Source organism: Pseudomonas sp. SK2, assembly GCF_016772395.1.
In the GTDB taxonomy this organism is placed as follows: Bacteria; Pseudomonadota; Gammaproteobacteria; order Pseudomonadales; family Pseudomonadaceae; genus Aquipseudomonas; species Aquipseudomonas taiwanensis.
The window spans coordinates 4,346,466-4,368,624 of record NZ_CP061944.1; the positions used below are offsets into that span (position 1 = coordinate 4,346,466).

Below are 22,159 nucleotides of genomic sequence, written 5' to 3' on the forward strand. Positions count from 1 at the left end.
ACCGAAGCCAGGCGCTTCGCTGCAGCGATGCGGCAAAGCGCCACACTTTGTCACAGGTTCATGATGGCACTTTTGAACCCACTACACTGTTCCCGGTCTGATGGGCCATGCGTGGAAAGGAACGCCCAAGCCCACGCCTTTTATTGCCAAGGAGTCCTACATGCAAATTTCCCGTCGCGGCGCCGCCCTGGTCATGTCTTGCGGCCTGCTCGCCAGCTTGCCTGCACTGGCCGCCGATGAGCCACGCTACAACCAGGTGTCGCTGCGCGCCGAGGTCAGCAAGGAAGTCCCACGCGACTTGATGGTGGTGACCCTTTACAGCGAAGCGCAGAACACCGACCCAGGCAAGCTGGCCAAGCAGATCACCGAAACTCTGAACACGTCCATCCAGCAGGCCCGTCAGGTCAAGGACGTGAAGATCAGCCAGGGCAGCCGCAACAGCTACCCGGTATACGACAGCAAAGGCCAGAAGATCACCGGCTGGCGCGAACGTGCCGAGCTGCGCCTTGAGAGCGCCGACTTCCCGGCCTTGTCGCAGCTGACCGCCGACTTGCTGCAGAACATGAAAATGGGCGGCATGGACTTCTCCATCGCCGCAGCCACCCGCAAGGCCAGCGAGGATGCCCTGCTCAAGGACGCCGTCGAGGCCTTCAAGGCACGCGCCCAACTGGCCACCGAGGCCCTGGGTGGCAAGGGCTACAAGGTGGTCAGCCTGAACCTCAACAGCAGCGGCTACCCACGCCCGTACCTGCGTAGCGCGCCCATGGCGATGAAAGCCATGGGTGCCGACGAAGCGGCCCCGGCGCCGGACATCGAGGCCGGCACCAGTGAAGTCAGCATGAACGCCGATGGCCTGATCGAAGTGCAAATGCCCTGACCCATCCCTTGAGGGGCGCCATGCGCCCCTCTCGCGGCACAAAGCCGCACACGCAGCGCTCTAACTTAGTAATTTCAGACATTTCCTACGCACGAAAACGGTGCGTCCTACGTATCATCCCGCCTCGAAATAATCAGCAAAATGCCATCTTTCGGCCTGCGCAAACGTTCAACTTGCGTGAAAGTTACATGAATGCGACATCCATGTACGGTCGTACTACTTTTCTGGCGCCAACTATCCTCCTGACTGTTGCATTGGGAATACCCCCTGCATAAGTATCCGCAGGTCGGCTCACGAGGCCACCTCAACTGAAAAAAATGACAACAATGAGGCCACCATGCTCAAACACGCAGTCATTCCGTTCCTGGTCGGCGCAGGCTTGCTAGCCGGCGCCCCCTTCGCCCAAGCCGCATCCAACCTGGTGTTCTGCTCCGAGGGCAGTCCAGCCGGCTTCGACCCTGGGCAGTACACCACGGGAACCGACTTCGACGCCTCGGCTGAAACCGTGTTCAACCGCCTGACCCAGTTCGAACGCGGCGGTACCGCGGTCATCCCGGGGCTCGCGACCAAGTGGGAAGTGTCTGACGACGGCAAGACCTATACCTTCCATCTGCGTGAAGGGGTCAAGTTCCACACCACCGACTACTTCAAGCCAACCCGGGCGTTCAACGCCGACGACGTGCTGTTCACCTTCAACCGCATGCTCGACAAGAACCACCCCTTCCGTAAAGCCTACCCCACCGAATTCCCGTACTTCACCGACATGGGCATGGACAAGAACATCGCCAAGGTGGAGAAACTCGACGATCACACCGTGCGTTTCACCCTCAATGAGGTCGATGCCGCGTTCATTCAGAACCTGGCCATGAGCTTCGCCTCCATTCAGTCGGCCGAGTACGCCGACCAGTTGCTCAAGCAAGGCAAGGCCGCCGACATCAACCAGAAGCCCATCGGCACGGGCCCGTTCGTGTTCAGCAAGTACCAGAAGGACGCGCAGATCCGCTTCAAGGGCAACAAGGACTACTGGAAGCCTGAGGACGTGAAGATCGACAACCTGATCTTCGCCATCACCACCGATGCCTCGGTGCGCATGCAGAAACTGAAGAAGAACGAGTGTCAGGTCACCCTGTTCCCGCGCCCGGCGGACATCGAGCCGCTCAAAGAGGACAAGAACCTGCAGATGCCACAGCAGGCCGGTTTCAACCTGGGCTATATCGCCTACAACGTGATGGACAAGGTCAAGGGCAGCAACGAACCCAACCCGCTGTCCCAGCTCAAGGTCCGCGAAGCGCTGGATATGGCCGTGGACAAGAAGAAGATCATCGAATCGGTCTACCAGGGCGCCGGCCAGCTTGCCGTCAACGCCATGCCGCCGACCCAGTGGTCCTACGACGACAGCATCAAGGACGCCGCCTACGACCCGGAGAAAGCCAAGCAACTGCTCAAGGAAGCGGGTATCAAGGAAGGCACCGAGATCACCCTGTGGGCGATGCCGGTTCAACGTCCCTACAACCCCAACGCCAAGTTGATGGCCGAAATGCTGCAGTCCGACTGGGGCAAGATTGGTATCAAGGCCAAGATCGTCAGCTACGAATGGGGTGAGTACATCAAGCGTTCCAAGGGCGGCGAGCAGGGTGCGATGCTGATTGGCTGGAGCGGCGACAACGGTGACCCGGACAACTGGCTCGGTACCCTCTACGGTTGCGATGCCATTGACGGCAACAACTTCTCCAAGTGGTGCTACAAGCCCTATGACGACCTGATCAAGCAGGCCAAGGCCACCTCCGACCAGGGCAAACGCACCGAGCTGTACCAGAAGGCGCAACACATCCTCAAGGAACAGGTACCCATCACACCTATCGCGCACTCCACCGTGTATCAGCCAATGAGCGCCAAGGTGAAGGACTTCAAGATCAGTCCGTTCGCGTTGAACTCGTTCTACGGCGTCAGTGTAGACAAGTAGCACCGCAACCTTCGCCCCTTCCCCTACATGCAGCCCACCCCGACGCTACCCGCGTCGGGTTTGGGTCCCTGTTGCCGCAATTCGTACCCCGAGGCGGCGAGAACAGCTGGAAAAGGAATTGCCATGCGCCACGTTACCCGTCTTTCGACCCTGCTTGCCCTCAGCCTGCTGGCCCAGGCCCCTGCCCTCCAGGCCAAGAGCCTGGTGTTCTGCTCGGAGGGCAGTCCGGCAGGGTTCGACACAGCCCAATACACCAGCGCCACCGATAATGACGCCGCCGAGCCGATCTACAACCGACTGGTCGAGTTCGAGCGCGGCGGCACAGCGGTACAACCCGCCCTGGCTACCCGATGGGAAGTATCCGATGACGGCCTGCGCTACACCTTCCACCTGCGCGAAGGGGTCAAGTTCCACGCCAACAAGGTTTTCACCCCAAGCCGCGACTTCAATGCCGAGGATGTGCTGTTCACTTTCAACCGCATGCTCGACAAGCAGCACCCGTTCCGTAAGGCCTACCCCACTGAGTTCCCCTACTTCGTCAGCATGGGCCTGGACAAGAACATCGCCCGTGTCGAGAAAACCGACCCGCACACCGTGGTGTTCACCCTCAACCGCGTCGATGCCGCGTTCATCCAGAACCTGGCCATGAGCTTCGCCTCGATACTGTCCGCCGAGTACGCCCAACAACTGCTGGCCAGCGGCCGCCCCAGCGACATCAACCAGCAACCGATCGGCACTGGCCCCTTCGTATTCCAGCGCTACCAGAAAGACGCGCAGATCCGCTTCAAGGGCAACAAAGACTACTGGGCAGCGAATGAGGTCAAGATCGACAACCTGGTGTTCTCGATCAACGTCGACCCTTCGGTGCGCATTCAGAAGCTGCGCCGCAATGAATGCCAGGTCACCCTGCACCCGCGCCCGGCAGACCTGCCAGCGCTCAGGGGAGACGACCGGTTGCAGGTGCTCCGGCAACCTGGCTTCAACCTCGGCTACATCGCCTACAACACCCAACATCCACCGTTCGACCGGCTGGAAGTCCGCCAGGCCATGGACATGGCGGTGAACAAACAGGCGATTCTCCAGGCGGTGTATCAGGACTCCGGCCAACAGGCGGTCAACGCCATGCCGCCCACTCAATGGTCCTATGACCAAACCATCAAGGATGCCCCGTTCGACCCGGCCAAAGCCAAGGCCCTGCTGCAACAGGCCGGTGTCAAGGAAGGCACCGAAGTCACCCTGTGGGCCATGCCGGTGCAACGCCCCTACAACCCCAACGCCAAGCTCATGGCCGAGATGCTGCAGGCCGACTGGAGCAAGCTCGGCTTCAAGGTGCGCATCGTCAGCTACGAGTGGGGCGAGTACCTCAAGCGCATGAAGAGCGGTGAACACGATATCGCCCTGATCGGCTGGACCGGTGACAACGGCGACCCGGACAACTGGCTGGGCACCCTCTACAACTGTGATGCCATCGGCAGCAACAACTACTCGCTGTGGTGCGACCCGCAGTACGACAGCCTGGTGAAGAAAGCCAAGCAAGTCACCGACCGCGCCGAACGCACGGCGCTTTACCAACAGGCCCAGCAGCGCCTCAAGCAGCAGGTGCCGATCACGCCGGTGGCGCATTCCACCGTCAACCAGCCGATCAGCGCCAAGGTCGCCGACTTTCGGGTCAGCCCGTTTGGCCGCAACGACTTCTCGGGTGTGAGCATCGACTGACCTGCAACCGATACCGGTCCTATCGCCGGCAAGCCAGCGCCGGCACGGGCTGTGGCTGCTGGAGCCGGCTTGCCGGCGAGAAGGCCGGTACAGACGAAGAACATGCCCGGCGATCCCGTGGCAACCCTGGCAACACCGCAGCAAACACCCCAGCCCACGAGGCCTGGTGAGAACTAAAAGAAAAGAAAGGGAGCTTTACTTTGAAACGTTTCACGATAACCGCGCTGGCCTTATCCATCGGCACCTTCTGCGCCATGGCACAGGCCGAAACCCAGAGCCAGGACTACGTTCCGTTCAGCCTGAAAAGCACCAGCGAGCAGGACGATGCCAAAGGCTTCATCGACGGCCAGAGCCTATCCGGCAGCACCCGTAACTGGTACGCCCGCGAGCGCGCCACCCGCGCTCCGCTGTGGAAGTATTACAAGAGCGATGGCACCCGCCACGACACCCACAGCCGGGACAACTGGCTGCAAGGCACCATCCTCAACTACAGCTCAGGCTTCACCCAGGGCACCGTGGGCTTCGCCGTGGAAGCGGCCGGCTACAACGCCATCGCCCTGGAACAGGGCCGCGCGGCAGTCGCCGGCCCCAACAACCGTACCCTGACCCACAGCGATGGCGACCCCATCGGCCAGTGGAGCAAGATGGGCCTGGCCAACGTCAAGGCACGCGTGTCCAACACCACCCTCACCGTGGGCCGCCAATCCGTCGACACACCGATGATCGCCTTCATCGGTAACCGTGCCCTGCCATCGAGCTTCCAGGGTGCATTCCTGCACAGCGCCGAGTTCGACAACCTTTCGTTCGATCTCGGCACCTTCGACCGGGTCTCCCCGCGTACCGAGCAGAGCCTGAGCAAATTCCGCAGCGAGTACAGCGCCACCGGTGTCGAAACCGACCGTGCCAGCACCGCCGGGGTCAACTACCAGCCGCTCAAGAGCCTGACTACCAGCCTGTATGCCACCAAGGTCGATGATTTCTGGAACCAGTACTACTTCGGTGCCAACCACGTGCTGGGCGACAGCGCGGTGCTTAGCCTGACCACCGGCCTGAACTACTACAAGACCGTGGACGAAGGCAGCAAGAAGATGGGTGACATCGACAACGACACCTACAGCCTGTCGCTTGGCCTGACTCACCAGGCCCACACCCTCGCCGCCTCGTGGCAGCAGGTGAACGGCAACGAGTACTTCGACTACCTGCACGAGACCAACGGCATCTACCTGGCCAACTCGCTGCTGTCGGACTTCAACGGCCCGAACGAGAAATCCCTGCAGATTTCCTACGTACTGAACATGGCGCCCTACGGCGTGCCTGGCCTGAAGTTCAACCTGTACAACGCCCGAGGCTGGGGCATCGACGGTACTCACTACCGCGGCACCGCCTACGACGTGAATGGACTGGATGGCGAGACCCATTACGAGTGGGGGATCGGCACCAGCTACGCGGTACAGAGCGGGCCACTGAAAGACACCAGCATCCGCGCCACCTACACCGCGCACCGGGCCAGCAAGGCCCAGGGTGATGGCAGCCTGGACGAACTGCGTATCGTCACCACCATTCCGTTCAACATTCTGTAACCGCTGACGCCACGGCCCGCTCCACCTCGGGCCGTGGCGGCTACGCTGGAAACAATGCAAGCAGGGAGTTTCCATGAAATCGTTACCGCTCCGCGCTGCCCTCGCAGCGGTCATCCTGGGCAGTGCCACGCACCTTGCGGCCAAGCCGCTGGTGGTATGCACCGAAGCCAGCCCGGAAGGCTTCGACATCGTCCAGTACACCACGGCGGTCACCGCCGACGCCGCGGCCGAGACCGTATTCAACCGTCTGGTCGACTTCAAGCCCGGCACCACTGATATCCAGCCCGCCCTGGCCGAGCGTTGGGATGTCTCGCCAGACGGCCTGACCTATACCTTCCACCTGCGCGAAGGCGTCAAGTTCCACACCACCGACTACTTCACGCCTACCCGCGATTTCAACGCCGACGACGTGCTGTGGAGCCTGAACCGCCAGCTCGACCCGAACCACCCGTGGCACGCCAAGAGCAGCGTCGGCTACCCATACTTCGAAAGCATGGCCTTCAAGGAACTGCTCAAGTCGGTGGAAAAGACCGACGATCGCACCGTGGTGATCACACTCACCCGACCGGAGGCACCGTTCCTGCGTGACATGGCCATGGCCTTCACCTCGATCTACTCCGCCGAATACGGCGACCAGTTGCTCAAGGCGGGAAAGACCGGCGACCTCAACAGCAAGCCCATCGGCACCGGTCCCTTCGTCTTCCAGCGCTACAACAAGGACGCCCAGGTCCGCTACAAAGCCAACCCGGACTATTTCCGCGGCAAGCCACCGGCCGACTCGCTGATCTTCGCCATCGCCACCGACAGCAACGTGCGCCTGCAGAAACTGCGCGCCAACGAATGCCAGGTGGCGTTGTACCCCAAGCCAGACGATGTGCCGTCGATCAAGGCGGACCCCAAGCTGAAGGTCGACGAGATCGAAGCACTGGTCACCGGTTACATCTCGATGAATACCGAGCACAAGTACCTGAGCGATGTGCGCGTGCGCAAAGCCATCAACATGGCCTTCGACCGCCAGACCCACGTTGACCAGCTATTCGGCAAGGGCAACGCACTGGTCGGCGTGAACCCCTACCCACCGACCATGATCGGCTACAACACCGACAACAAGAACCCGCCTCGCGACTTGGCCAAGGCCCGCGAATTGCTCAAGCAAGCGGGTGTACCCGAAGGCACCGTGATCACCCTGTTCACCCGCAATGGCGGCGGCCCGACCAACCCCAACCCACGGCTGTCCGCCGAGATGCTGCAGGCCGACCTCAAGCAGATCGGCCTCAAGCTGGATATCCGCGTGATGGAATGGGCCGAGATGCTGCGCAGGGCGAAGAACGGTGAAGCCGACCTGGTGTCCACCGGGTGGGCCGGCGACAACGGCGACCCGGACAACTTCCTCAGTCCACTGCTCAGCTGCGATGCCGCCAAAAGCGGCGAGAACTACGCGCGCTGGTGCAACCCCAGATTCCAGGAGCTGATCACCCGCGCCCGCGAAGTGATCGACAACGACCAACGCGCAAGGCTCTATGCCGAGGCTTTGAAGGTGTACGATGACGATCAACCCTGGATCAGCATGGCCCATCCGAAGATGTTCACCGCCATGCGTGACAACGTGGAGGGTTACGTGATCAACCCTCTGACCAACAACAACTTCGCCACCACCAAGGTGAAGTAGAACAACAACGACCGCCGGGACCCCACACGGGCACCGGCGGCACTGCCCTGACCGGCTGATGAGGTACCTCCGACAATGTTGAGTTTTATTGCCCGGCGTCTAGGCCTGCTGATTCCGACCTTCTTCGGTATCACCTTGCTGACCTTCGCGCTCATACGCCTGATCCCCGGCGACCCGGTGGAAGTCATGATGGGCGAGCGCAGGGTCGACCCTGAAATGCACGCCCAGGCCATGGAACGCCTGGGCCTGAACAAGCCCCTGCCGGTCCAGTACCTGGACTACGTCGGCAAACTCGCCCAGGGAGACTTGGGCGAGTCGCTGCGCACCCGCGAAAGTGTCTGGACCGAGTTTCTCACTCTGTTCCCGGCCACCCTCGAACTGGCCTTCGCCGCCCTGGTGTTCGCCGGAGTCGTCGGCCTGCTGGCCGGGGTGATCGCCGCGCTCAAGCGCGGTTCGCTGTTCGACCACGGGGTGATGGGCATTTCCCTGGCCGGCTATTCCATGCCGATCTTCTGGTGGGGCCTGATCCTGATCATGTTCTTCTCCGTGAGCCTGGGCTGGACCCCTGTGTCGGGGCGCATCGACCTGCTCTATGACATCGAGCCGAAGACCGGCTTCATGCTCATCGACACATTGCTCAGCGACGAAGAAGGCGCCTTCAAGGATGCCGTGATGCACCTGATCCTGCCAGCCATCGTGCTGGGCACCATCCCGCTGGCGGTGATCGCCCGCATGACCCGCTCGTCGATGCTCGAAGTGCTGCGCGAGGACTACATCCGTACCGCCCGCGCCAAAGGCCTGTCACCGGCCCGCGTGGTCTTCGTGCACGGTCTGCGTAACGCGTTGATCCCTGTGCTGACGGTGTTCGGCCTGCAGGTCGGCACCTTGCTGGCCGGTGCGGTGCTCACCGAAACCATCTTCTCCTGGCCGGGCATCGGCAAGTGGCTGATCGAAGCCATCGGCGCCCGTGACTACCCCGTGGTCCAGAATGGCATCCTGTTGATTGCCTGCCTGGTGATTCTGGTCAACTTCGTCGTGGACATCCTCTACGGCCTGGCCAACCCACGCATCCGTCATCAGCGCTGAGGTCTTCGCCATGACTAGCCCGATTCCAAAATCCGTCACGCCGGCCAGCCCGGTGGACCAAAGCCTGCTCTACCCGTCACCGTACAAAGAGTTCTGGCAGGCCTTTTCACGCAACAAAGGTGCAGTGCTGGGCCTGGCCTTTATGTGCCTGGTGGTGTTTTGCGCTGTGTTCGCCCCATGGGTCGCGCCGCACGACCCCAGCGAGCAGTACCGCGACTTCCTGCTGACCCCTCCGGTGTGGCTCGAAGGCGGTACCTGGCAGTTCATCCTCGGCACCGACGAACTGGGCCGCGACTTGCTCTCGCGGTTGATCCAGGGCGCTCGGCTGTCGCTGCTGATCGGCCTGTCGTCGGTGGTGATGTCGCTGATCCCCGGTATCCTGCTCGGCCTGCTGGCCGGGTTCTTCCCGCAGATCCTCGGCCCTTCGATCATGCGCCTGATGGACGTGATGCTGGCCCTGCCCTCGCTGCTGCTGGCCGTGGCCATCGTCGCCATCCTCGGCCCAGGCCTGATCAACACGGTGATCGCCATCGCCATCGTGTCACTGCCGTCCTACGTGCGCCTGACCCGCGCGGCGGTAATGGGCGAGTTGAACCGCGACTACGTCACCGCCGCGCGCCTGGCCGGTGCCGGCCTGCCACGCTTGATGTTCGTCACCGTGCTACCCAACTGCATGGCGCCGCTGATCGTGCAGGCGACCCTGAGTTTCTCCTCGGCGATTCTCGACGCCGCGGCCCTGGGCTTCCTCGGCTTGGGCGTGCAACCGCCCACCCCGGAATGGGGCACCATGCTGGCTTCGGCACGTGACTACATCGAGCGCGCCTGGTGGGTGGTGAGCCTGCCCGGCCTGACCATTCTGCTCAGTGTGCTGGCAATCAACCTGATGGGCGACGGCCTGCGCGATGCGCTGGACCCGAAACTCAAGAACGCCGCCTGAGGAGAACGCCATGTCACTGTTGCAGATCAACAACCTGAACGTGCGCTTCGGCGACACCAATGCAGTACCCGTGGTGGACGGCCTGGACCTGGCGGTAGATGCCGGCGAGATCCTGGCCATCGTCGGCGAGTCCGGCTCGGGCAAGTCGGTGACCATGATGGCCCTGATGGGCCTGATCGACGCCCCCGGGCGTATCACTGCCGACGCCCTCACCTTCGACGGCACCGACATGCTCAAGCTCAGCGGCCGCCAGCGGCGCAAGGTGGTGGGCAAGGACATCGCCATGGTCTTCCAGGACCCGATGACCGCGCTCAACCCCAGCTACACCGTGGGCTACCAGATCGAGGAGGTGCTGCGCCAACACCTGGGCCTCAAGGGCAAGGCCGCTCGCCAGCGTGCCCTGGAATTGCTCAAGAAGGTCGAGATTCCGGCTGCCGAAAGCCGCCTGGACGCCTACCCGCACCAGTTGTCCGGCGGCATGAGCCAACGGGTGGCGATTGCCATGGCGATCGCCGGCGAGCCCAAGCTGCTGATCGCCGACGAGCCGACCACCGCCCTGGACGTGACCATCCAGGCGCAGATCATGGAACTGCTGGTCAACTTGCAGAAAGAGCGCAACATGGCGCTCATCCTGATCACCCACGACCTGGCCGTGGTGGCCGAAACCGCCAAGCGCGTGTGCGTGATGTACGCCGGGCAAGCCGTGGAAGTGGGCCAGGTACCAGAGCTGTTCGACGTACCCGCCCACCCTTACAGCGAAGCCCTGTTGGCGGCCATCCCCGAGCACAGCCTCGGTGCCGAACGCCTGTCCACGCTACCCGGCATCGTACCCGGTCGTTACGACCGCCCAGCCGGCTGCCTGCTGTCGCCGCGCTGCCCGTACGTGCAGGAAAACTGCCGGCGCCAGCGCCCACCCCTTGATCCCCAGGCGCATAGCCTGGTGCGTTGCTTCTATCCGCTGAACCAGGAGGTGGCGTGATGGCCGTCGTTCTTTCCGCTCGGGAGCTGACCCGGCATTACGAAGTATCGCGTGGTCTGTTCAAAGGCCATGCCCTGGTACGCGCCCTCAATGGCGTGTCGTTCGAGCTAGAGGCTGGCAAGACCCTGGCCGTGGTCGGCGAATCCGGCTGTGGCAAGTCGACCCTGGCCCGCGCCCTGACACTCATCGAAGAGCCCTCCTCCGGTTCGCTGCAAATCGCCGGCACCGAGGTCAAGGGCGCCAGCAAGGCTGAACGCAAGCAGCTGCGCCGCGATGTGCAGATGGTCTTCCAGAGCCCTTACGCGTCGCTCAACCCGCGGCAGAAAATCGGCGATCAACTGGCAGAACCGCTGTTGATCAACACCTCGCTGAGCAAGGCCGAGCGGCGCGAAAAAGTGCAGAAGATGATGGAACAGGTAGGCCTGCGTCCCGAGCATTACCAGCGCTACCCACACATGTTCTCCGGCGGCCAGCGCCAGCGGATTGCGTTGGCCCGGGCGATGATGCTGCAACCGAAGGTGCTGGTGGCGGACGAGCCAACCTCAGCGCTGGACGTGTCGATCCAGGCCCAGGTCCTTAACCTGTTCATGGACCTGCAAAGGGAGTTCAACACCGCCTACGTGTTCATTTCGCATAACCTGGCAGTAGTGCGCCATGTAGCGGATCAGGTGCTGGTGATGTACCTGGGCCGGCCGGCAGAGATGGGGCCGAAGGAGGATATCTACGAAAAGCCGCTGCATCCCTACACCCAGGCGTTGCTGTCGGCGACTCCGGCGATCCACCCGGACCCGCTGAAGCCGAAGATCCGCATTGCCGGCGAACTGCCCAACCCGCTGAACCCGCCAGAGGGCTGCGCGTTCCACAAGCGCTGCCCCTACGCGACCGAGCGGTGTGCCAACGAGGTACCGGCCTTCAGGCAGGTGGCCTCCCGGCAGGTGGCTTGCCATTATGCGGAGCAGTTTCTCTAGGCCCAGATAGCGCCCCTCGCCGGCAAGCCGGCTCCTACAGGCGCTGTAGGGGCCGGATTGTCGGCAATGGCCGTCTCAATGCATGAAGAACCAGATCAGAATGATCACTGGAATCGGCACCCCAATCATCCACAGCAGTATCGAGCGCATGGCTTTTCTCCTGTTCGGCGGTGAACAAACCGGTGCACGCGCCATGCCAGCGCCCGCGAAAACCCATAGCTATCCGAATCAACGGCTTACGCTGCCTGCCGCTTGATAGAACCGTGCAATATGCCGGACCCACGCCCTTGCACCTGGGTGTTCTGCAATGCACTATCCATTCATGACCGCCCTCACCCTCCCCGACGGCCCAGACCAGACCCCACGCACGGCTGACACGGTGCTGCGCTATCACCTGTGCTGGAAGCACCGCGACCTGGATGGCGTCATCGCGCTCTACCACCCTGACATCCAGTACCACGACTTTTTCCAGAATCGCGTGCTCGGCTACCACGAGCTGCGCGACTACGTGCGCGCCTGCCTGCCCCATGAGGCTGGCGAAGACATCGTCCATAGCGACCGCATCCGCGTGGACGGCTGCACCGCGTTCATCCAGTACCAGGTGACGGTCCAGGGCGGCGACGGCCTGGTGGCGTTCCAGTCCAGCGAGGCAATTACCGTCAAGGACGACCTGATCTGGCGAGTCAACGAATATGCCACCCTGGTGCGCCAGAATGGCCACAGCCCTGCCAGCGGCGGTTTGCGTCCTGCCACCAGCCGCTTGGGCCTGTCACCACGCCAACTGTCGACCATGGCTCAGGACCTTGAGCACTATTTCCAGCGCCAACGCCCCTACCTTGACCCGGAGCTGAATCTGCAACAGGTCGCCGACGCCAGCGGCTACAGCCGCAACCAGATCTCCTACCTGCTCAACCAGGTGCTCGGGCAGAGCTTCTATCGCTACGTCAACCAGGCCCGCCTGCAACACTTGATGGCGATCCTTGACCACGGCAGCGCCGACACGCCGATAGACGACCTGGCCTTCAATGCCGGCTTCAACTCACTTTCGGCGTTCTACAAAGCGTTTCGCGAACACACAGGCCTGACGCCCAAGGCGTACCTGAAGCAAAATTCCCTGCGTGCACGCACGTAAGACAGCCATCGTCGAACGCTACTAGGATCGCCCACAGACATTGATGGATGTGGAGCCGAACCCGATGCAACCCCTGCGCACGCTCAGCCTGTGGATGGACCAGCTCGACGAGCCACTGTGCGCGCGCCCCGCTCTGCGCGAAGACCTGGACGTCGATGTGTGCATCATCGGTGCGGGCTATACCGGCCTGTGGACCGCCTACTACCTCAAGCGGCAGGCGCCGCAACTGAGCATTGCTGTAATCGAAGCCAACATCGCCGGCTTCGGTGCCTCGGGGCGCAATGGCGGCTGGCTGATGGGCAACCTGCTGGGCGAGGACCGGTTGCTCGCCACGCTGTCACCGCAAACGCGCCGCGCCAGCATCGACCTGCTGCACGGCATTCCCGATGAAGTGCAAAGCGTGCTGCAACGCGAGGCCATCGACTGCGATTACCGTAAAGGTGGCGTCCTGTATTGCGCTGCGCGCTACCCCGAGCAGGAGCGCAACCTGCGCGCCTACCTTGATGACCTGTATCGCCAGGGCATGACCGAGGACGACTATCGCTGGCTGCGCCCCGAGCAGTTGGATGCCCAACTGCGGGTCAGCAATGCCTATGGCGCCATCTACAGTCCGCACACCGCGACGATCCAGCCGGCCAAGCTGGTGCGCGGCCTGGCCCGTGCAGTGGAAGCGCTGGGCGTGCCGATCTACGAGAACACCCCGGCCATCGACTGGCAGCCCGGTGCAGTTCGCTCGCCCCTGGCGCATATTCGCTGCCACTGGGTAGTGCCTGCCGTGGAGGGTTACGCCGCCAGCCTGCCCCCGCTGGGCAAGCACCAACTGCCGGTACAGAGCCTGCTGGTGGCTACCGAGCCTCTGCCGGAATCGACCTGGGAACGGATCGGCCTGTCCCAGGGCCAAGCCTTCAGCGAGAGCAGCCGCCAGGTCACCTACGGCCAACGCACCGCCGACAACCGCCTGGTGTTCGGCGCCCGCGGCGGCTATCGCTTCGGCGGCCGTCTGCGCGAGAACTTCAACCTGAACGATCAAGAGATCGAGCTGCGTCGCTACCTGTTCAGCGAGCTGTTCCCGCAGCTGGGACACGTACGGATCACCCATTCGTGGGGCGGCAACCTGGGCATGGCCCGGCGCTTCCGCCCGCACATGCTCTGCGACCGCCAGCGCGGTATCGCCCTTTCCGGTGGCTATGGCGGTGAAGGCGTCGGGGCCACCAACCTGGGCGGCCGCACGCTGGCGGCGCTGATTCTCAACCAGCACAACGAACTGACCGCACAGCCCTGGGTGCTGGACAACCGGCCCGTGTCGAGCCTGGCCAGCTGGCCGCCCGAGCCGTGCCGCTGGCTGGGCTACAACGCGATCATCCAAAGCTTCGTCCACGAGGACCGGACCCTCGCCAACCCCGCCAGCGCGCCCTGGAGGCGGCGCCTGGCCAGCTCGCTTGCGGACTTCATGGAAGGCTTCATGCACTGATCACCTTCACCCTACACAGGATCCACCGGTCATGAGCATCACCCAGTTCAAACACACCGAAAGCGCCGTGCTCGACACCTCCAGCCCGGTTGCGGTGCCACTTGGCGAACCCGTAGCAGTGACCTCGGTCACCTGCGTCGAGCGCAGCGATGGTGTCGAAACCGGCATTTGGGAGTGCACACCCGGCCGCTGGCGACGGCAGATCGTGCAACAGGAGTTCTGCCATTTCATCAAAGGCCGCTGCACCTTCACCCCCGATGGTGGCGAGCCCCTGTCCATAGAAGCCGGAGATGCCCTGATGCTACCGGCCAACAGCACAGGTACCTGGGACATCCAGGAAACCGTGCGAAAAACCTACGTCCTGATTTTCTGATCCGCTGATCGCCTGCCTTCGATAACAACAGACAAAGCAAGGTACTCCCGACATGCGCACACTCCTCGTCGCCCCCCTGATGCTGGCCGCCAGCGTGGTCAGCGCCGCTGACACGGTGAAGATCTACAACTGGTCCAGCTACGTGGCCCCTGACACGCTCAAGAACTTCCAGCAAGCTACGGGCATCGTTCCAACCTACGATGTCTATGACAGCAACGAGACCCTCGACGGCAAGCTAATGACGGGTAACTCCGGCTACGACGTGGTGTTTCCCTCCAACCACTTCATGGCCCGGCAGATCCAGGGCAAGGCCCTGAAGAAGCTGGACAAGTCGCAGTTGCCCAACTGGCACAACCTCAACCCGGTGCTGCTCAAGGCGCTGGAGGTGAACGATCCCGGCAACCAGTACGGCTTCCCGTACCTGTGGGGCAGTACCGGCATTGGCTACAACATCGACAAGGTCAAGGCAGTGCTTGGCGACAATGCGCCCGTGGACTCCTGGGACCTGATCTTCAAGCCCGAAAACATCAGCAAGCTCAAGCGTTGCGGCGTCGCGGTGCTGGACAACGGCCCCGAGCTGCTTCCGATCGCCTTGCACTACCTCGGCCTGCCGCACCACAGTCAGGACCCAAAGGACTACGACAAGGCCAAGGCGCTGTTGATGAAGGTGCGCCCGTACATCAGTTACTTCCACTCCTCGAAGTACACCGGCGACCTGGCCAATGGCGATATCTGCGTGGTGGTGGGTTTCTCGGGGGATGTACTGCAAGCGAAGAACCGCGCCGAGGAGGCGAAGAACGGAGTGAAGGTGGGCTACTCGATTCCCAAGGAAGGCGCGCCGATGTGGTTCGACATGGTCGCCATGCCAGCCGATGCACCCGATGAGAAAGCCGGGTATGCCTACATGAACTACCTGTTGCAGCCGGAAGTGATGGCCAATATCAGCAACCATGTGCAGTACGCCAACGGCAACCTCAAGGCAGACGGGTTGGTAGAGCCGGCGATGAAGGGTAATACGATGATTTACCCGAGCGAGGACGTGATGGGCAAGCTCTATGCGCTAGAGGCGATGCCAGCCAAGATCGACCGCATTCGGACGCGGATCTGGACCAGCATCAAGGCCGGTAACTGAGCCCCTGTGCAGTTTTCACTGGCCTCAATGCCGGCAAGCCGGCTCCCACCGACTGTTGCACAGCCCTATGGACTGGCGCTGTACCTGTGGGAGCCGGCTTGCCGGTGATAGGGCCAGATCAGACACCACACGGTGCTGATCCTACCCCGAGGATCAGTGGTGTTCGCGGGTAGCGCGGAACTTGATGTCCGGCCAGCGCTCTTCCATCAACGACAGGTTGACCCGGGTCGGTGCCAGGTAGGTCAGGTGGCCGCCACCGTCGATGGCCAGGTTCTCCATGGCCTTGTTCTGGAATTCCTCGAGCTTCTTCTTGTCGTCGCAGCTGATCCAGCGCGCCGACCAGACAGTGATGGGCTCGTAGGCGCACTCGACCTTGTACTCTTCCTTCAGGCGGCTGGCGACCACGTCGAACTGCAGCACACCCACGGCGCCGAGAATGATGTCGTTGCTGCGCTCGGGGAAGAACACCTGGGTCGCGCCCTCTTCGGCCAACTGCTGCAGGCCCTGGCGCAATTGCTTGGACTTGAGCGGGTCCTTCAGGCGCACGCGACGGAACAGTTCCGGCGCAAAGTGCGGAATACCCGTAAAGCCCAATGCCTCGCCTTCGGTGAAGGTGTCACCGATCTGGATGGTGCCGTGGTTGTGCAGGCCGATGATGTCGCCGGCATAGGCCTCTTCCAGTTGCTCACGCTCGGAGGAGAAGAAGGTCAGCGCATCGCCTACGCGCAGGTCCTTGTTGATACGCACGTGGCGCATCTTCATGCCCTTCTCGTACTTGCCCGAGCAAATGCGCATGAAGGCGATACGGTCGCGGTGTTTCGGGTCCATGTTCGCCTGGATCTTGAACACGAAACCGGTGAACTTCTCTTCAACAGGCTCGACGGTCCGCTCGTGGGCCACACGACCCAAGGGTCGCGGCGCCCAGTCGACGACAGCGTCGAGCACATGGTCGACCCCAAAGTTGCCCAGCGCGGTACCGAAGAACACTGGGGTCAGCTGACCGTTGATGAATTCTTCCTGGTTGAACTCGTGGCAGGCGCCCTGCACCAGCTCCAACTGCTCGACGAACGACTCGTACTGGTCGCCCAGGTGGGCACGGGCCTCGTCGGAATCCAGCTTCTGGATGATCTTCGCTTCGGTACGCTCGTGGCCATGGCCCGGGGTGTACACCACGATGTAGTCGCCGGTCAGGTGGTAGACGCCCTTGAAGTCCCGGTAGCAACCGATCGGCCAGGTGATTGGCGCAGCCTTGATCTTCAGGACGGCTTCGATCTCGTCGAGCAGTTCGATCGGGTCGCGGATGTCACGGTCGAGTTTGTTGATGAAGCTGACGATCGGTGTGTCACGCAGGCGGCAGACGTCCATCAGGGCGATGGTACGTGGCTCGACGCCCTTACCGCCGTCGAGCACCATCAGCGCCGAGTCCACCGCGGTCAGGGTGCGGTAGGTATCTTCCGAGAAGTCTTCGTGGCCGGGGGTGTCGAGCAGGTTGATCATGTGCTCGCGGTATGGGAACTGCATCACCGAGGTGGTGATGGAGATACCGCGCTGCTTCTCCATTTCCATCCAGTCGGAGGTGGCGTGGCGGTCGGACTTGCGCGACTTCACGGTGCCCGCAACGGAAATCGCCTTGCCCATCAGCAAGAGCTTCTCGGTGATGGTGGTCTTACCGGCGTCGGGGTGGGAAATGATTGCGAAAGTGCGGCGCTTCGCGACTTCGGCGGCCTGGTTGGTCATGGGAAATCGCCTGACTGGAGATCAAAAAAGGGCCGAGATTATACCCGAATCCATAGCCATACCCAAACAGTGGCCGCCGAAACTGACCTCAATGGTCGTCGAGCAGTTCTTCGCCGATGTGCGTGATCTGAAGCTGCAGGTCAAGCGCGTGGCCGTCGCCCGCCCGGGCATAAGCGAACCAATGCCCGCCAACGTCCTCCCGACCTGTGGCACCCAACTCGAGGTTGGTGGTTCGTGTCCAGATCCGCACGGGTAGCGACTCACCCGCTCGCGGCGCCTGATCCAAGCTGCTGAAGCCCCCGTCTTGGTTCTGCGCCATCAGTTTCCAAAGGCGGTCGTCGCTGACCGGGGTGTCGTACAGGCAGCCGTAGCCGTTGCCATTACGGTCCAGGTGGCGGGTCCTTGCGTTGAAATCACGCCCCGTGCGACGGCTCCAGGATTGAATGTCGTAGTAACGACGCCCCCTGGCTTCATCCACCATGCAGCGGAACCAGAAGTAATGAGGCTCACCGACCGTCAGCGAGGTCAGGATCAGCCAATCGTCTGCGACGCGGGCTACCTGCACGCCCTTCTCCACCACTTTTGCGCAATCCAGATAGCCCTCCAAGCCCGCAGTGGTGGAGGTGACATGGGCGATAAAGGAGCGATCGTAGTCATGTTCAAGCATATGAAACTACCTCAAGTGTTTTTTTCCAGGGTCGCAAGGAGGGCGCTTCCAACCTCCTGCGAGCCCCGTATTCAGCGGCCTTGGCGTTTCGATAGGCAGGAGGAAACAATCAACCTGAAAAAATCCGCGCTGGCCAAATGCCGGCTCAGATGGGAACCTTTGGCCCCCTGGAGACGTCCACAATCCTGTTACCCCCTCGGCAACGTCCATTGGGTCAGGGCTGGTTTCACCGGCATTTCGAGCCTGACGGGGCTTGGCTAAATGGCGTGTCGCGTCCGCGTCGAGACCGCACGCTGCTACTCGCGACCACACTGCCTGCCGCCAGGAATGGCCGGCCGCCACGGGAGTGTGTTCGCCGACTACACAAGGAGTCCGCCTGTGGCTGCACGCTACGGAAAAGGGCTGTTGGGATGGGCCACCGTGCTCGTCATCCTGGCCCTGCTGGTCCATTGGATCGGCATCGACACGATCGCGCGTTATCGCGACGATCTTGGGTTCTACCTGCAAGCGCACCTGGTATTGGTGCTGGCTTCGATGGCGGCGGCGCTGGCCGTGGGCATCCCTGCCGGCATTGCCTTGAGTCGACCGCACCGGGTCGACAAAGCCGAGCGCTTCATGCAGTTCTTCAACGTTGGCAACACCATTCCCCCCTTGGCCGTCCTGGCCATCGCGCTCAGTGTCCTGGGCATCGGCGCAGGTCCTGCGATCTTCGCACTGTTCCTCGCCTCTCTCCTGCCCATCGTGCGCAATACCTACGAGGGTCTGAAGAACGTCCCCGCCTCGCTCAAGGAAGCCGCCACCGGCATTGGCATGACCCCGCGCCAGCAACTGTGGCAGGTGGAACTGCCCAATGCCGTGCCGATCATCGTCGGCGGTGTGCGCGTAGCCCTGGCCCTGAACGTTGGAACGGCACCGCTGGCGTTCCTGATCGGTGCCAACAGTCTGGGCAGCCTGATCTTCCCCGGCATCGCCTTGAACAACCAGCCACAACTGCTATTGGGCGCTGCCTGCACGGCACTGCTGGCATTGGCGTTGGACGCGGCGGTGAGTTTCGCCAGCAGACGCTGGCTGGAACCTGGCCTGGCCCGATAACGAGAGGGAACCCATGAAAAAGACAATCGCCTTGTTGCTGGGCGCGGCCCTGCTGTTCGCAGGATTTGCCCAGGCAGCGGACAAACCGCTGATTCGTATCGGTGCTCGCGTATTCACCGAACAGACCGTGCTAGCCGAGATCACCGCCCAGTATCTGCGCGCCCATGGCTATCAGGTGCGTGTCACCGGCGGGCTGGGCAGCAGCCTGGCACGCCAGGCCCAGGAAACCGGCCAACTCGACCTGATGTGGGAATACACCGGTGTCTCGCTGGTGTCGTACAACCATATCGACGAGCGCATGCCCAGTGCCGAAGCCACCTACGCCAAGGTCAAGGAACTGGATGCCGGGAAGGGCCTGATCTGGCTGACACCCTCCAAGTTCAGCAACACCTACGCCCTGGCCTTGCCACGCAAGGTTGCCGAAGCGTACCCGCAAGTGACCAGCATCTCGGCACTCAACGATGTGCTGCGCGCGCAGCCCGATGGCAACCTTCTGGTGGCCCTGGATACCGAGTTCGCCAACCGCCCGGATGGCCTGGTCGGCCTCAAGGAAATGTACGACCTGCAAGTGGGCAGGGCGAACATCCGGCAAATGGACGCGGGCCTGGTCTACACCGCCCTGCGCAACAACCAAGTATTCGCCGGCTTGGTCTACACCACCGATGGCCGCCTGAGCGCATTCGACCTGAAGCTTCTCGAAGACGACAAGCATTACTTCCCCGACTACACAGCCGCACCGGTGGTTCGCAAAGCGGTGCTCGACGCCAACCCGGAACTGGCCAGCCTGCTCAAGCCACTGGCCGAACAGCTTGACGACGAAACCATGCGCCAGCTCAACGCCAAGGTCGATGTCGAGCACCAGAACCCGAGTGCCGTCGCCGCAGCCTTCCTGCAGGCGCATCCACTTAAGGAGGTGCAGCCATGAGCCTGCTCGATACGTTCGCCCACCTCGACTGGGCCCTGGTCCTGCAACTGACCTGGCAGCACATCATGCTGGTCAGTGTCGCCGTGGGCCTTGCGATCATCGTCGGCGTGCCGCTGGGCGTCCTGATGACCCGCTTCCCGGCTGTTGCCGGCCCGCTGCAGGCAAGCGCTACGGTCATGCTGACAATCCCTTCGATCGCCCTGTTCGGCTTGTTGCTGCCGTTCTACTCCAAATTCGGCCAAGGGCTTGGGCCGATGCCTGCGATCACCGCGGTGTTCCTCTATTCACTGCTGCCCATCCTGCGCAACACCTACCTGGCACTGACCAACGTCGAACCTGGTATCCGCGAGGCCGCGCGTGGCATCGGCATGACCTTCGGCCAGCGCCTGCGCATGGTCGAGCTGCCCATTGCAGTGCCGGTGATCCTCGCCGGTGTACGCACCGCCGTGGTCATGAACATCGGTGTCATGACCATTGCCGCCACCATCGGTGCCGGCGGCCTTGGGGTGTTGATCCTCACCTCCATCAGTCGTAGCGACATGTCGATGCTGCTGGTCGGCGCCGTGCTGGTCAGCCTGCTGGCGATCATCGCTGACCTGCTCCTGCAAACCCTGCAACGTGCCCTGACTCCAGAAGGACTGCGCTCATGATCGAACTCAAGAACCTCAGCAAGACCTTCAACGTGAACGGCAAGGACGTCAAAGCCGTCGACTCGGTCAGCCTCACCGTCAACGAAGGCGAGATCTGCGTGTTTCTTGGCCCTTCCGGCTGCGGCAAGAGCACCACGCTGAAGATGATCAACCGCCTGATCACCCCGACCTCCGGCCAGGTGTTCATCAATGGCGAAGACACCAGCGGGCTGGACGAAGTGACCTTGCGTCGGCGTATCGGCTATGTGATCCAGCAGATTGGCCTGTTCCCCAACATGACCATCGAGGAAAACATCACCGTGGTCCCGCGCCTGCTCGGCTGGGACAAGCAAAAGTGCCACGAGCGCGCCCGCGAGCTGATGCACATGATCAAGCTCGAACCCAAGCAGTACCTGCAGCGCTACCCACGTGAGCTTTCCGGTGGCCAGCAGCAGCGTATCGGCGTGATCCGCGCCCTGGCCGCCGAGGCGCCCGTGCTGTTGATGGATGAGCCGTTCGGCGCGGTCGACCCAATCAACCGCGAAATGATCCAGAACGAGTTCTTCGAGATGCAGCGAGCACTGAACAAGACCGTGATCATGGTCAGTCACGACATCGACGAAGCCATCAAGCTGGGCGACAAGATCGCCATCTTCCGTGCCGGCAAGCTGTTGCAGCTGGATCACCCGGATACCTTGCTGGCCCATCCGGTGGATGATTTCGTCAGCAATTTCGTCGGCCAGGACAGCACCTTGAAACGCCTGTTGCTGGTGCGCGCCGAAGATGCGGCGGACAACGCGCCGTCGGTGAGTCCGCAGACATCGGTGAGCGATGCGCTGGAGCTGCTCGACGAGCATGACCGTCGCTATGTGGTGGTCACCGATGCAGCGAACAAGGCGCTGGGGTACGTACGTCGGCGCGACATGCACCGCCAGCAAGGAACCTGTGCGGACTTCCTGCGCCCGTTCAACGCCACGGCGTCGCATGATGAGAACCTGCGCATCCTGTTGTCACGGATGTACGAGTTCAATCGGGCGTGGTTACCGGTGCTGGATGCCGAGCAGGTGTTCCTCGGCGAGGTGACGCAGGAGTCGATTGCGGCCTATTTGAGTTCGGGCAGGTCGCGCGGGGCGAGGACCAGCATCGTATCGCCTGCCGAGGCCGTGGCATCCTGATCTGAATTGCTGTGCGAACCCGCCCCACAGGGACAGCACCGTCACTGTGGG

At 62.3% G+C, this 22,159-nt stretch carries 20 protein-coding genes; 18 read left to right on the forward strand and 2 right to left on the reverse strand.

The window, feature by feature from the left end:
- Positions 1-160: 160 nt before the first annotated feature.
- The 14 genes from IF103_RS19560 (at position 161) to IF103_RS19625 (ending at position 15,883) form a co-directional block, all read left to right on the forward strand.
- A complete protein-coding gene (locus tag IF103_RS19560) occupies positions 161-877 on the forward strand; it encodes an SIMPL domain-containing protein (RefSeq protein WP_023382171.1) in 717 nt (238 codons plus the stop codon).
- A 337-nt stretch (positions 878-1,214) separates the two neighbouring features.
- Complete coding sequence (locus IF103_RS19565) at positions 1,215-2,840, forward strand: ABC transporter substrate-binding protein (protein WP_023382172.1); 1,626 nt, start codon at positions 1,215-1,217, stop codon at positions 2,838-2,840.
- A gap of 123 nt (positions 2,841-2,963) precedes the next feature.
- Complete coding sequence (locus tag IF103_RS19570; protein WP_202675601.1) at positions 2,964-4,556, forward strand: ABC transporter substrate-binding protein; 1,593 nt, start codon at positions 2,964-2,966, stop codon at positions 4,554-4,556.
- A gap of 200 nt (positions 4,557-4,756) precedes the next feature.
- Positions 4,757-6,136, forward strand: a complete 1,380-nt coding sequence (locus IF103_RS19575) for an OprD family porin (protein ID WP_023382174.1) — start codon at positions 4,757-4,759, stop codon at positions 6,134-6,136.
- A 73-nt stretch (positions 6,137-6,209) separates the two neighbouring features.
- The gene (locus IF103_RS19580) at positions 6,210-7,805 is read left to right on the forward strand and encodes an ABC transporter substrate-binding protein (protein WP_023382175.1); all 1,596 of its coding nucleotides are present in this window, start codon (positions 6,210-6,212) and stop codon (positions 7,803-7,805) included.
- A gap of 75 nt (positions 7,806-7,880) precedes the next feature.
- The gene (locus tag IF103_RS19585; protein WP_023382176.1) at positions 7,881-8,891 is read left to right on the forward strand and encodes an ABC transporter permease subunit; all 1,011 of its coding nucleotides are present in this window, start codon (positions 7,881-7,883) and stop codon (positions 8,889-8,891) included.
- A 10-nt stretch (positions 8,892-8,901) separates the two neighbouring features.
- The gene (locus tag IF103_RS19590) at positions 8,902-9,828 is read left to right on the forward strand and encodes an ABC transporter permease subunit (protein ID WP_023382177.1); all 927 of its coding nucleotides are present in this window, start codon (positions 8,902-8,904) and stop codon (positions 9,826-9,828) included.
- 10 nt (positions 9,829-9,838) lie between these two features.
- Positions 9,839-10,807, forward strand: coding sequence for an ABC transporter ATP-binding protein (locus IF103_RS19595; RefSeq protein WP_023382178.1), 969 nt, complete (start codon positions 9,839-9,841; stop codon positions 10,805-10,807).
- Positions 10,807-11,775: a peptide ABC transporter ATP-binding protein gene (locus tag IF103_RS19600; RefSeq protein WP_023382179.1), complete on the forward strand. Its 969-nt coding sequence runs from the start codon at positions 10,807-10,809 to the stop codon at positions 11,773-11,775. The genes IF103_RS19595 and IF103_RS19600 overlap by 1 nt, the downstream gene beginning before the upstream one ends.
- A gap of 82 nt (positions 11,776-11,857) precedes the next feature.
- Positions 11,858-12,031, forward strand: coding sequence for a hypothetical protein (locus tag IF103_RS19605; RefSeq protein ID WP_162144434.1), 174 nt, complete (start codon positions 11,858-11,860; stop codon positions 12,029-12,031).
- A 51-nt stretch (positions 12,032-12,082) separates the two neighbouring features.
- Positions 12,083-12,907, forward strand: a complete 825-nt coding sequence (locus IF103_RS19610) for an AraC family transcriptional regulator (RefSeq protein ID WP_177429835.1) — start codon at positions 12,083-12,085, stop codon at positions 12,905-12,907.
- Between the two features lie 64 nt (positions 12,908-12,971).
- On the forward strand, positions 12,972-14,378 hold the full coding sequence (locus IF103_RS19615) for an NAD(P)/FAD-dependent oxidoreductase (RefSeq protein ID WP_027906594.1): 1,407 nt from the start codon (positions 12,972-12,974) through the stop codon (positions 14,376-14,378).
- 31 nt (positions 14,379-14,409) lie between these two features.
- A complete protein-coding gene (locus IF103_RS19620) occupies positions 14,410-14,751 on the forward strand; it encodes a cupin domain-containing protein (protein ID WP_023382182.1) in 342 nt (113 codons plus the stop codon).
- Positions 14,752-14,803: 52 nt separating this feature from the next.
- Entirely contained in the window at positions 14,804-15,883 is a 1,080-nt protein-coding gene (locus IF103_RS19625; protein WP_023382183.1) for a polyamine ABC transporter substrate-binding protein, read from the forward strand.
- Positions 15,884-16,036: 153 nt separating this feature from the next.
- On the opposite strand, the gene IF103_RS19630 is transcribed toward IF103_RS19625, so the two are convergent.
- A complete protein-coding gene (locus IF103_RS19630) occupies positions 16,037-17,620 on the reverse strand; it encodes a peptide chain release factor 3 (RefSeq protein WP_023382184.1) in 1,584 nt (527 codons plus the stop codon).
- Between the two features lie 88 nt (positions 17,621-17,708).
- Positions 17,709-18,287 carry a hypothetical protein gene (locus IF103_RS19635; protein ID WP_041925543.1) on the reverse strand — a complete coding sequence of 193 codons (579 nt, stop codon included), beginning with the start codon at positions 18,285-18,287 and terminating at the stop codon, positions 17,709-17,711.
- Positions 18,288-18,665: 378 nt separating this feature from the next.
- Here IF103_RS19635 and IF103_RS19640 point away from each other — a divergent pair, with 378 nt between their 5' ends.
- From IF103_RS19640 to IF103_RS19655, 4 genes are read left to right on the forward strand one after another with little or no spacing between them, the layout of a single operon-like run.
- Positions 18,666-19,379 (forward strand): ABC transporter permease, encoded by a 714-nt coding sequence (locus IF103_RS19640; RefSeq protein WP_023382185.1) that lies wholly within the window; start codon positions 18,666-18,668, stop codon positions 19,377-19,379.
- Positions 19,380-19,392: 13 nt separating this feature from the next.
- Complete coding sequence (locus IF103_RS19645) at positions 19,393-20,304, forward strand: glycine betaine ABC transporter substrate-binding protein (RefSeq protein ID WP_023382186.1); 912 nt, start codon at positions 19,393-19,395, stop codon at positions 20,302-20,304.
- Positions 20,301-20,954, forward strand: coding sequence for an ABC transporter permease (locus IF103_RS19650; protein WP_023382187.1), 654 nt, complete (start codon positions 20,301-20,303; stop codon positions 20,952-20,954). Before IF103_RS19645 ends, IF103_RS19650 begins: the two co-directional genes overlap by 4 nt.
- Positions 20,951-22,108, forward strand: a complete 1,158-nt coding sequence (locus tag IF103_RS19655) for an osmoprotectant ABC transporter ATP-binding protein OsmV (protein ID WP_202675602.1) — start codon at positions 20,951-20,953, stop codon at positions 22,106-22,108. Before IF103_RS19650 ends, IF103_RS19655 begins: the two co-directional genes overlap by 4 nt.
- The last annotated feature ends 51 nt before the right edge of the window (positions 22,109-22,159 follow it).